Origin of the sequence: Yersinia sp. 2545 StPb PI (genome assembly GCF_052217125.1) — a bacterium.
GTDB lineage: Bacteria > Pseudomonadota > Gammaproteobacteria > Enterobacterales > Enterobacteriaceae > Yersinia > Yersinia enterocolitica_E.
Window position 1 is genome coordinate 581620 of sequence record NZ_JAZGPY010000001.1, and the last position, 11343, is coordinate 592962.

The following is an 11343-nucleotide window of genomic DNA, read 5'->3' on the forward strand; positions in this document are numbered from 1 at the left end:
TCTAATACGCATGTTAAAGACACTATCTCTTATTTTTCTGCTGTTGGTCGCGACCAATGCCACTGCCGTTAACGTTGAAGTCCTGCATTATTGGACTTCATCCAGTGAGCAGGCGGCACTGTTATCGGTAAAACAGGCGCTGGCCGAAAAAGGGGATAACTGGCAAGATTTTGCTGTTGCTGGTGGTGCAGGAGAGAGTGCATACAGTGTATTGCAAACGCGTGCTATTGCCGGTAACCCTCCCGGGGCGGCGTTACTAGAAGGTAAGGCTATTGAGGAGTGGGCCAGACTGGGTTTTCTCTCTAGCCCTTATACGCCGGAGCAAACCGTTGAGTGGGATCAGGCTTTGCCTCTCGCCATCAAAGCCAACATTAAATATCGTGGTGAGTATGTTGCCGTACCGGTAAACATACATCGTATCAATTGGATGTGGATTAACCCGAAACCTTTCGCCAAATTGAAATTAGCCGTACCTACCACATGGGATGAGTTTTTTGCCGTAGCCGATAAGTTACAAGCTGCCGGGTACATTCCATTGGCACATGGCGGGCAGGCATGGCAGGACGCCACGGTGTTTGAGAATCTGCTGTTAGGCATGGAAGGCGGGGAATTCTACCGCCAGGTGTTTATGGAACAGCGCAGTAGTGCCATCACCAGCGAGAAGATGGTGCGAGTGCTGGAAAAGTTTCGCAAGCTTAAAGGTTATATCGACCCCGATGCCGCCAATCGTCCGTGGCATGAGTCGGTAGAAATGCTGCGCAGTGGTAAAGCTGCCATGATGATTATGGGCGACTGGGCCAAAGGCGAGATGATGCAGGATGGTGATAATCCCGGCCAAGCGTTTTTGTGTGCGCTGGCTCCCGGTACTCAGGGCTATTTTATTTATAACACGGACAGCTTTGCTATTTTGCAGCAAAACGGTAATCCAGTCGTGGTATCGGGCCAGCGCCATTTGGCTGATGTACTGATGGATAAGCAGTTTCAGGTTACGTTTAATAAACTAAAAGGCTCGATCCCCGCCCGAATGGATGTTTCTTTGCAGGATTTTGACTCCTGCGCGCAGCAGTCAGGCAAGGCGTTCCGTCAGGCGGAGGCCTCGGGTAAATTGCTGCCGAGTATGGCGCATTCGATGGCGACAGATGCACAAACCAAAGAGATCTTCTTCCACGTACTGAACTCCTTTTTTATCCATCCAGAGCAGACTCCGCAGCAGGCTGTGCAGCAGCTCAATACTGCCTTAATCGCGGTAAAATCTTAAGTTCAAGGCGTCAAAGCAGTACGCGCAAAATTAGAGAGTGCGAAAATAATTAGACCGTTAGCAATGTTAGCCAATGCTATTTAGCTTTTCCACCACCTCAGCGGAGAGTATCAATTCAGCACTGGCCAGGTTCTCCTGTAAATGTTGCGGTGATGACGTGCCAGGGATGAGCATGATATTTGGAGAGCGTTGCAGCAGCCAGGCAAGCGCAACCTGCATTGGCGTGGCCCCCAGTGACTGTGCGACTTCACTGAGTTGTGTCGACTGCAATGGTGTGAAGCCACCGAGCGGGAAAAAAGGAACCCAGGCGATATTCTGTGCAGCAAGCTCGTCGACAAGTAGGTCGTCATTGCGATTTGCCAGATTATACAAGTTCTGTACGCAGACAATGGGGGTGATTTTTTGGGCATCGGCGACCTGTTTTGCTGTCACGTTACTCAATCCAATATGGCGAATCAGCCCTCGCGCTTGCAGTTTGACCAGTGTCTCAAGGGGGGCGGCCAAGGAACCTTCTGCCGGTTGGTGGACAGCAAACATGCTACGCAAATTCACGACTTCCAACACATCAAGCCCAAGGTGACGTAGATTATCTTCGACCGCGCGGGTGAGTTCATCGGCGCTGAATGCCGGTAGCCAGTTCCCCGTCTTATCGCGTAGTGCGCCCACCTTGGTAACAATACACAGATCATTAGGATAAGGATGGAGGGCTCGTTTAATTAATTGGTTAGTAATATGCGGCCCATAAAAATCACTGGTATCAATATGTTGGACCCCTGATTTGATGGCGTCGCGCAACACCTGAATCGCCTGAGATTCATTCGAGGGTGGGCCAAATACACCTGGGCCAGCCAGTTGCATCGCGCCATAGCCGAGGCGATTAATCTGCCGATCGCCAAGTCGATAAGTAAGAGTACGTTGTGACATGGGATATCTCCTGAGTAAGTAACGCAATGATTGTAGCTGGCTTATAGCTGTGCAACTATCTGGCTAAATGAAGACAAGTTGTACGGAGTGGCGGACAATGCAAATTGATATTGCACTGCTTCATGCGGTGGTCGCGGTGGCAAAAGCGGGCGGATTTCGTGAGGCTGCACGCATGATAGGCAGTAATCCTTCGTATCTCAGCGATGCGGTGCGGCGGGTGGAACAGCAACTGGGTGTCCGGCTATTTCATCGAACCACTCGAACGGTGGCATTGACTGAGGTAGGTAGAGCACTGATGGAGCGGTTAATGCCTGCGATGAGCGAAGTTGATGCTGCACTGGATATTGTTAATCGCTTTCGTGATACCCCGTCGGGCACATTACGTCTAAATGTCCCTGTTAGTGCTGCGCGGCTGGTGTTGCCTGCCATTGTTCCTACTTTTTTGAAACGTTATCCAGACATTCAGTTAGAAGTGGTGGCCGAAAGCAACGTGCAGGACGTATTCCGTGATGGCTGCGATGCGGGTATCCGCTATGATGAATGTCTCGAGCAGGATGTAATTGCGCTTCCGATAGGAAAACGTCAGCAGCGCTTTGCTGTTGCCGCAGCTCCTGAGTATCTCGACCTACATGGTCGGCCGGAACATCCGAGCGAACTCCTTAACCACCTCTGTATTCGTGGCCGTTATGCCAGCGGCATAGTGCCTGAATGGGAGTTTGAGCGAGACGGCGAGGTGGTGCGAGTTAAGCCAAATGGCCCGCTAATGGTTAGCATTGGTGCTGCCGTTGACCTTGCGGTGGCAACGGCGATTGCTGGCGGTGGGATAATCTATCTATTTGAAGAGTGGCTGCGACCCGCGATTGAACGTGGCGAACTTGAAGCAATTCTAACCCCCTGGTGGCAGCAGTTTTCAGGCCCATATCTGTACTATCCCGACCGTCGTCTTATCCCTTCACCACTCAAAGCGTTTATTGATTTTATCCGCGAACTAAATGGTTAACCATTTAGCGCCGCCATTATCTGGCGTCTGAAGCCAACCGGGTGATCATCAGGGTCTTAAGATAATCCGTCGCTTGAGTTTCAGCCCCCTGATCTATTTTGAATTATGGGATTATTAAATTCCCTCCGGCTCGTCATTTTCCTCATTGTTGGGTGTTTCACTGTCAACGACAAAATGAACGATTCCCCGCTTTCCCGCCGCCAGTGCCTGTTGAACCAATTCGCGGGCTGTAGGGATTTCATCTCGGTCTAGCACTGTTTCCGCCAGCATCTGCATATTGGTACCAGTAATCACTTCAAATTGAGGTTGATGCACACTCAATTGGACTGCACTGCGAAATGGGGAGCCCCCGAGCAAGTCGGTGAAGAACACCACACCGTGCTCAACAGGTAATGTATCCAGTGCCTGCTGTAACGCATGGTCTAGCTGTTGAGTACTCATACCCACCGGAAAGTCGACCGCAATGATTTGCGGTTGTGGGCCAATGACTTGTTCCACCGCGTTATACAATCCACTGGCAAAACGCCCATGGCCGGTGATGATAATGCTTACCATAAAAGGTCCTTGGGCGCTGGCCGTTAGCCAGCGCATTAAAGATTGAGACTGATTGAGGTGCTACAACACACCGAGCCATGACAGTGCGATAGACAATACAAAAGTCACCAGAATGAGCGTAACCGGGCTGACTTTCTTGGCGCGCAACAGGTAATACATCAGCAAGGTGTAGACCATGGGCAGCAGATTTGGGAAGACTTTGTCAAAGAAGGCTTCCTGAATAGAGACCTCGTGGCCCGCGGTCACCGCGACTTTTGCCGCCACGGTAATATGGACATACGAAGCAATCAGCCCACCAACGACTGTCACACCAAGGATGGTCGCTGCTCTGGAAATAGCCCCCGAACTGGCACGCAGTTTATCGATGGCTCTTACCCCCAAGGTGTAGCCCAGATGGGTCCATACCACGCGCAGTAAAAATAGCGCCAGATAAACCACGAAGAAGATGATTGGCCCCAAAATACTGCCCTGACTGGCAAAAGAGGCACAAACCCCCGCGACAATCGGCAATAAAGTGAACCAGAAAATAGCATCACCAATTCCCGCCAGTGGCCCGAACAACGCCACTTTCAACCCTTTGATCAGGTCTCGACTTTCGTGGCGTTCCTCCAGAGAGATCAGTAACCCCATCAGGAAACCAACCGCATTGGTGTTGGTATTAATAAACTCCAGATTATCTTTCATGGCGGCAGACAGAGCGGCTTTGTCATTGCCATAAATCTTCTTCAGCAACGGGGCTTGTGCACTAGCAAAACCAGTCGCCTGCATACGTTCGTAGTTAAAACCGGACTGTAACAGTGCTGACCGAAAACCCAATTTGGTGATATCCCGGCGCGTCAACTTGGTGGTTGGTTCAGTGTTGGCATCTGTCGTTGTTGGCAAGGTATTAGATTCCATCATTCATCTCCTCAGGAGCGGCAGCAGCATGGGCGGCTTTTTTCTGTTGGTTGTAATATTCGTAGATAGCGAAAGCCGTTCCCAGTAGCGCAACAGGCAACAGATTCTGTACCGGTATAAAGGTGACAAACAGGAAACCAATAATAAAGAAAGGGGTGAACGGGGTTTTCATCATAACTTTCAACAGTAAGCCGAAACCAACCGCAGGCAAGATACCACCGGCAACCTCAAAGCCATGAGTCAACCAGACTGGCATTGATCGTACCAGGCTTTGCATCGCGCCCTGTGAAACGTAAGCGCACAAGAATGTCACGGCGGCATAAGTCACAGCAACAATGGCGGTTAACAACAAGTTCAGCCGCCCGAGAGCTGCGCCATCAGCTTCTTCTGCATAACGGTCAGCCTTCTGCATAAAGAAGGAAAATGCTGAGTAATAGAACAAAATGATGTATTGCATTAAGAAGCTAAAGGGCAGGCCCAGTCCGATGGCCGTTTTCGCGTCGACACCGGTGCTGTGGGCAATCACGGTCGTCATAATACCTGCCAACACTGGGTTTGGTGGTTGGGTACCGCCAATCGGGGTCAGGCCAGTAAAGGCCAGTTCGGTCAATGCACCGGTAATCAAACCCGTTTGGATATCACCGAGAATGGCACCCGTTAAGGTACAAACGATTAGCGGGCGGAAGATATACAACGCTTCCAACCAAAAATCGATCCCGACAATCAGTGCCATGATTGCCAGCCCAATACCTTGCATCATTGTTATTTCATGCATAAATAATTCCGTCACCAAAGGCGTTGTAGGGCAGGGTATTATCGGATTAAGTCCGAGACTCTCAGATTGCTATACCCTGATGCGGCGGCTTTTTACTGGACTTTATCTTTGCCGTCACTCGGTGTGTCCTGAATAAAGACATTTACGTTATGCTGTTGAATTGCGTGCAGGTTGGCCAGATCGTTATCATCGACATACACTTTTTTGGTTAGCGGACGTTTGCCTTCCGAAAAATGCATATTCCCGACGTTCACGTCGCGGATAGGTACCCCGCCCTCAACCAAGCGGCGAGCTTCATCCGGTGTGCGACAGACGATAAAAATCTTCTGTTCAGCAGAGGCTTTACCAATAACATCAATGGTTTTCTGGATGGAGAAGAAACGGATCCCTAACCCCATGGACTCGGCGGTCATCGACATAATTTGCTGTTGGAGTTTGTCCTGCGCGACACCGTCGTCGGCAACTAATAACAGGTTTGCCCCAAGAGATGAGGACCACGCCACGCCGACCTGACCGTGAACTAACCGGTTATCGATGCGTAACAGCAGAATGTTGGGTGATGCCATGGGTATTCTCCTACTTCTATTGCAAGCGAAACGACATTGACTGCAAGCAAAAACGACATTGTCGCTGTGTGTTGATTTGCACGCCGTCGTCCCAACTACCGTTATGGGGGGAGCAAGTAAAAGTGGAAGGAAGTCCAGCGCATAGCCAGTATATGAAGGGAAGAGAAGCGGTAGGCTACATGATGATATCGTTTTGTTACCCCGTTGATAGAAAGGGCGGCAGATATTGCAAGCTTGAAAGATAATGCTGTAAAGCTGAAAGATTGAGTTTATCTGTGGGTTGTGACAGTAACCCCGCAGATGAGGTACTATCGCGGGCAGAAATCGACAATGAACTTGCGGTGCCGATCCGCTGAAGCCAGTGATCGCCATCCCAGAGTCTGAGGATAATTGAGTAATGAGTGATTTGACTCATGACGGTGCAGAACGCTTACCGCTGCACACCTTTACTGAAAACGCCTATCTGAACTATTCCATGTACGTCATCATGGATCGGGCGTTGCCGTTTATCGGCGATGGTTTGAAACCGGTACAACGGCGTATTGTCTATGCGATGTCCGAACTGGGGCTAAACAATAGCGCCAAATTCAAGAAATCAGCTCGTACCGTGGGTGACGTGTTAGGTAAATACCATCCACATGGTGACAGTGCTTGCTATGAAGCGATGGTATTGATGGCGCAGCCTTTCTCCTATCGCTATCCGCTGGTGGATGGGCAAGGGAACTGGGGGGCACCGGATGACCCTAAATCCTTTGCCGCCATGCGTTACACCGAATCTCGTTTATCCAAATACGCTGAAGTTTTACTGGGCGAACTGGGGCAGGGGACGGTTGACTGGGTGCCAAACTTCGACGGCACCATGCAGGAGCCGAAAATGCTGCCTGCGCGCCTGCCTAATATTCTGCTAAATGGTACTACGGGCATCGCCGTCGGTATGGCAACCGATATTCCGCCACATAACGTGCGTGAGATTGCACAGGCGGTACTGGCACTGATTGATAAACCCACGGCTTCACTGGAAGAGTTGCTGGAGTTTGTACAAGGGCCGGATTTCCCAACTGAAGCCGAAATTATCACGCCGCGTGATGAAATTCGTAAAATTTACCAGAATGGCCGTGGTTCAGTCCGTATGCGGGCATTGTGGAAGAAAGAAGACGGCAGCGCGGTAATTACTGCGTTACCGCATCAGGTTTCTGGTGCCAAAGTGCTGGAACAGATCGCCAGCCAGATGCGCGCCAAGAAATTGCCAATGGTTGAGGATTTACGCGATGAATCTGACCATGAAAACCCTACACGTCTGGTAATAGTTCCACGTACCAACCGGGTCGATCTGGATCAAGTGATGAACCACCTGTTCGCTACCACTGATCTGGAAAGAAGTTATCGTATCAATATGAATATGATCGGTCTGGATCATCGCCCATCAGTGAAAGGGCTATTAGAGATCCTGACTGAGTGGCTGGTATTCCGCCGCCAAACGGTACGTAACCGCCTGAATTACCGCTTGGAAAAGGTACTGAAACGGCTGCATATTTTAGAAGGTTTATTGATTGCCTTCCTTAATATTGATGAAGTTATTCATATCATCCGCACTGAAGATGAGCCAAAGCCACTGCTGATGCAGCATTTTGCCATTTCGGAAACGCAGGCTGAAGCTATCCTCGAATTGAAACTTCGCCATTTAGCCAAATTGGAAGAGGTGAAGATTCGTGGCGAGCAGGATGAATTAGCCAAAGAGCGTGATCAACTACAGGCATTGTTAGCATCAGAACGTAAACTCAACACGCTGATTAAGAAAGAGATTCAAGCTGACGCGGCCGCTTACGGTGATGATCGCCGTTCACCATTGACCGAACGTGGTGAAGCCAAAGCGATGAGCGAACATGACATTGTCCCTTCAGAGCCGGTTACCATTGTACTGTCTGAAATGGGTTGGGTGCGCAGTGCCAAAGGCCATGATATTGATCCGAGTGGATTGAGTTATAAAGCGGGTGATAGTTTCCGTGCTGCGGCTCGCGGTATGAGTAACCAACCGGTGGTGTTTATTGACTCAACTGGCCGTAGTTATGCATTGGATCCGCTGACCTTGCCTTCTGCGCGTGGGCAAGGGGAGCCACTGACCGGTAAGCTGACTCCGCCGCCGGGAGCAACCATTGAACAGGTATTGATGGCACCGGATGACCAGAAATTATTGATGGCATCGGATGCCGGTTATGGCTTCGTCTGTACCTTTAATGATTTAGTTGCTAAAAACCGTGCAGGTAAGACCATGATAACCTTGCCGGAAAATGCCAAAGCGTTGACGCCGTTAGAAATTCATGGGCCGGATGACATGTTGTTATCTATTACTGCCGCCGGTCGTATGTTGATGTTCCCGGTCGCTGATCTGCCTGAGTTATCAAAAGGTAAGGGTAATAAGATAGTCTCCATCCCATCGGCACAAGCGGCTGCGGGTGAAGATCGTCTGGCATGGTTGTTTGTCCTGCCACCTCAGACCTCCATCACTCTTCATTTTGGTAAACGTAAGCTCACCTTGCGCCCAGAAGACTTACAGAAATTCCGGGCAGAGCGGGGTCGGAAAGGTTCGCCGTTACCACGTGGCTTGCAGCGTATTGATCGGGTTGATGTTGATGCGCCGCCAGTACCAACCAATACCGAAGAGTAATCGTCGCTAGAAATGAATGACCACCCGGCTTGAGTTGCTGTGGTGGTCATTATTATATTGTTAGTCAGGCATCACCCCGTGAATGTAATCGATGGCAGGCGCAATTTGCGTGCGTTGTCGCGTTACATAATTATGGCGATGAATCTGCGCGGTATTTTGTGGGTAAGCCGTTATACTAGCGTCGATCGCATGTCTAAGAGTGAGTGTTTAAGAGGTTGTTATGCTATTAATTTTGCGCACGGTGCTGGCAGTTTTATATTGTATTCTGGTGTGTGTGTTTGGTTCGATTTATTGCCTGTTTAGGCCGCGAAACCCACGTAATCTTGCGACGTTTGCGCATCTGTTCGGTCGGATGTCGGTATTGTTCGGGATTACAGTTGAACAACGTATCCCCAAGGAAGCGGCGGACTACGGTACCTGTATTTATATCGCCAACCATCAAAATAATTACGATATGGTCACCATGTCGAATGTGGTTCAGTCCGGTACGGTCACGGTGGGTAAAAAGAGCCTGCTATGGGTGCCTCTGTTTGGCCCGCTATATTGGCTGACTGGTAACTTGCTGATTGATCGTGATAACCGCGCCAAGGCGCATGGCACTATTGCTCAGGTGGTTGAGCAGGTCAAAAAAAGAAATGTTTCTATCTGGATGTTCCCAGAAGGTACACGTAGCCGTGGCCGTGGGTTATTGCCATTTAAGACCGGTGCTTTCCATGCCGCTATAGCTGCTGGTGTGCCTATTGTGCCTATTTGCGTGTCCAGCACCAATAATATCAATTTAAACCTCTGGTCAAATGGCAAAGTCATTGTAGAGATAATGCCGCCCGTTGATACCAGTGGCTATGGCAAAGAGCGCGTGCGTGAATTATCGGAACATTGCCGCAACCTGATGCTGGCTAAAATTGAGCAGCTCGATGCCGAAATTGCCCAACAGGCAGAGCAGCAAGCGGCGGGAAAATAATACTATTGGCTTTTATTGATAGGTTATTGCGCGGCTTGTTTTGCTTAAAGTAAATTTTGGATTTCCATTTAAACGACTCTGGTCGTGAGCGTTTTGCCGTCCTTCAGCGTTATTCGCAGTCAGGCAAAATTTTGCAGTAGGTTTGATTGTGGTTTTCACGGAGAAGATATGTCACTCAGTCGTCGCCAGTTCATTCAGGCTACGAGCTTAGCGCTAGGCGCAGGTTCGCTGCCATTGAGGGCACAGGCTAATAGTACCCAGCAACCCCCATTACCGGTTCCACCCTTATTGGAGTCTCGTCGTGGGCAACCGCTGTTTTTGACGCTACAGCGTGCACATTGGGCATTCAGTGGCGGTCAAAAAGCCGCAGTCTGGGGGATTAACGGCATGTATCTGGGGCCGACAGTCAGGGTTTTCAGCGGCGATGATGTGAAGCTGATTTATAGCAACCGTCTGGCTGAACCGGTATCCATGACAATCAGTGGGTTGCAGGTTCCTGGTACTCTAATGGGTGGCGCGGCACGTATGATCTCCCCTGGTGTTGACTGGTCGCCGGTATTGCCGGTACGGCAAGCGGCCGCAACCTGTTGGTACCACGCCAATACCCCTAACCGTATGGCACCTCATGTATATAACGGGCTGGCAGGGATGTGGCTGGTGGAAGATGAAATCAGTAAAGCGATGCCATTGCCGAGTCATTATGGTGTCGATGATTTCCCGATTATTATTCAGGACAAGCGGCTTGATAATTTTGGCGTGCCTGAATATGACCCGCCAGCCAAAGGTGGCTTTGTTGGCGATACATTGCTGGTCAATGGGGTGCAAAGCCCGTTTGTCGAAGTCTCTCGTGGTTGGGTTCGATTACGTCTATTAAATGCCTCTAACGCTCGTCGCTACATCTTGCAACTCAGTGATGGCCGCCCTTTGCATGTTGTTGCCAGTGATCAGGGTTTCTTGCCTGCGCCCGTGGCCGTACAGCAGCTTTCGCTGGCTCCCGGTGAGCGGCGCGAAGTGGTGATTGATATGTCACAAGGCAATGAAGTCTCCATCACGGCGGGTGAATCTGCCGGTATCATGGATAGGCTCCGTGGGCTGTTCGAACCCTCAAGTATTTTGATTTCTACGCTAGTGCTAACATTAAAACCAACCGGTTTATTGCCGCTGGTGACCGATAATCTGCCGATGCGTTTATTAGCCGACCAGATTTTGGACGGCAACGTGATTCGTTCCCGTGAGTTCCGTTTGGGTGATGATTTACCGGGCATTAACGGCGCTATTTGGGATATGAGCCGTGTGGATGCTCAGGCCCAGCAAGGGACTTGGGAGCGCTGGACTCTGCATGCCGACATGCCACAGGCATTCCATATTCAAGGGGTCTCCTTCCTGGTGAAGAATGTCAACGGCGCGCCGGCGATGGCCGAGGATCGCGGCTGGAAGGATACTGTTTGGGTTGATGGTGATGTAGAGCTACTGGTGTATTTCAATCAGGTTTCCTCTGAGCACTTCCCGTTCTTGTACTACAGCCAGACACTTGAGATGGCGGATCGTGGCTCTGCGGGGCAGTTAGTGACACAGGCCGCACCAACACTTGGGTAAGGCGTTAGGTTAAGGGTTACCGGGTTCGGTTGATATAAGATTAGTGCTTACTTGGCCTCAGATGAGCAAAGAGCGAATATCAACCGCAACCTAATCCACTCTACATTCACTCACTTGATGGTGTGAGCCTGGTAATCAAAAGATAT

General features: G+C 50.2%; 10 protein-coding genes. 5 read left to right on the plus strand and 5 right to left on the minus strand.

From position 1 onward, the window contains the following. Positions 1-10: 10 nt before the first annotated feature. Positions 11-1258: an ABC transporter substrate-binding protein gene (locus V1955_RS02550; protein ID WP_083162390.1), complete on the plus strand. Its 1248-nt coding sequence runs from the start codon at positions 11-13 to the stop codon at positions 1256-1258. Between the two features lie 66 nt (positions 1259-1324). Here the strand turns inward: V1955_RS02550 and V1955_RS02555 are convergent, their stop codons facing one another. Further along, positions 1325-2182 (minus strand): aldo/keto reductase family oxidoreductase, encoded by an 858-nt coding sequence (locus V1955_RS02555; RefSeq protein WP_372569675.1) that lies wholly within the window; start codon positions 2180-2182, stop codon positions 1325-1327. A gap of 97 nt (positions 2183-2279) precedes the next feature. Here V1955_RS02555 and V1955_RS02560 point away from each other — a divergent pair, with 97 nt between their 5' ends. After that, on the plus strand, positions 2280-3182 hold the full coding sequence (locus tag V1955_RS02560) for a LysR family transcriptional regulator (RefSeq protein ID WP_083162392.1): 903 nt from the start codon (positions 2280-2282) through the stop codon (positions 3180-3182). Between the two features lie 114 nt (positions 3183-3296). Here the strand turns inward: V1955_RS02560 and agaF are convergent, their stop codons facing one another. The 4 genes from agaF to agaB form a co-directional block, all read right to left on the minus strand. Next, positions 3297-3737, minus strand: coding sequence for a PTS galactosamine/N-acetylgalactosamine transporter subunit IIA (agaF, locus tag V1955_RS02565; RefSeq protein ID WP_083162393.1), 441 nt, complete (start codon positions 3735-3737; stop codon positions 3297-3299). Positions 3738-3797: 60 nt separating this feature from the next. Next, complete coding sequence (gene agaD, locus V1955_RS02570) at positions 3798-4634, minus strand: PTS galactosamine transporter subunit IID (protein ID WP_420072780.1); 837 nt, start codon at positions 4632-4634, stop codon at positions 3798-3800. Continuing rightward, positions 4624-5409: a PTS galactosamine transporter subunit IIC gene (gene agaC, locus V1955_RS02575; RefSeq protein WP_083162397.1), complete on the minus strand. Its 786-nt coding sequence runs from the start codon at positions 5407-5409 to the stop codon at positions 4624-4626. Before agaC ends, agaD begins: the two co-directional genes overlap by 11 nt. A gap of 92 nt (positions 5410-5501) precedes the next feature. After that, complete coding sequence (gene agaB / locus V1955_RS02580) at positions 5502-5975, minus strand: PTS galactosamine transporter subunit IIB (protein WP_004390117.1); 474 nt, start codon at positions 5973-5975, stop codon at positions 5502-5504. 397 nt (positions 5976-6372) lie between these two features. Here agaB and parC point away from each other — a divergent pair, with 397 nt between their 5' ends. The 3 genes from parC to ftsP all read left to right on the plus strand — a co-directional run bounded on the left by parC (position 6373) and on the right by ftsP (position 11197). Then, positions 6373-8640: a DNA topoisomerase IV subunit A gene (parC, locus tag V1955_RS02585; RefSeq protein WP_005188260.1), complete on the plus strand. Its 2268-nt coding sequence runs from the start codon at positions 6373-6375 to the stop codon at positions 8638-8640. A gap of 220 nt (positions 8641-8860) precedes the next feature. Next, positions 8861-9601, plus strand: a complete 741-nt coding sequence (locus V1955_RS02590; protein ID WP_442820476.1) for a 1-acylglycerol-3-phosphate O-acyltransferase — start codon at positions 8861-8863, stop codon at positions 9599-9601. A gap of 168 nt (positions 9602-9769) precedes the next feature. Continuing rightward, on the plus strand, positions 9770-11197 hold the full coding sequence (ftsP, locus tag V1955_RS02595) for a cell division protein FtsP (RefSeq protein WP_372560495.1): 1428 nt from the start codon (positions 9770-9772) through the stop codon (positions 11195-11197). The last annotated feature ends 146 nt before the right edge of the window (positions 11198-11343 follow it).

Bases quoted from the DNA above. Each gene is read 5' to 3' on its own strand.
- V1955_RS02550 (WP_083162390.1), top strand. From the start codon at position 11: ATGTTAAAGACACTATCTCTTATTTTTCTGCTGTTGGTCGCGACCAAT.
- V1955_RS02555 (WP_372569675.1), bottom strand. From the start codon at position 2,182: ATGTCACAACGTACTCTTACTTATCGACTTGGCGATCGGCAGATTAAT.
- V1955_RS02560 (WP_083162392.1), top strand. From the start codon at position 2,280: ATGCAAATTGATATTGCACTGCTTCATGCGGTGGTCGCGGTGGCAAAA.
- agaF (WP_083162393.1), bottom strand. From the start codon at position 3,737: ATGGTAAGCATTATCATCACCGGCCATGGGCGTTTTGCCAGTGGATTG.
- agaD (WP_420072780.1), bottom strand. From the start codon at position 4,634: ATGGAATCTAATACCTTGCCAACAACGACAGATGCCAACACTGAACCA.
- agaC (WP_083162397.1), bottom strand. From the start codon at position 5,409: ATGCATGAAATAACAATGATGCAAGGTATTGGGCTGGCAATCATGGCA.
- agaB (WP_004390117.1), bottom strand. From the start codon at position 5,975: ATGGCATCACCCAACATTCTGCTGTTACGCATCGATAACCGGTTAGTT.
- parC (WP_005188260.1), top strand. From the start codon at position 6,373: ATGAGTGATTTGACTCATGACGGTGCAGAACGCTTACCGCTGCACACC.
- V1955_RS02590 (WP_442820476.1), top strand. From the start codon at position 8,861: ATGCTATTAATTTTGCGCACGGTGCTGGCAGTTTTATATTGTATTCTG.
- ftsP (WP_372560495.1), top strand. From the start codon at position 9,770: ATGTCACTCAGTCGTCGCCAGTTCATTCAGGCTACGAGCTTAGCGCTA.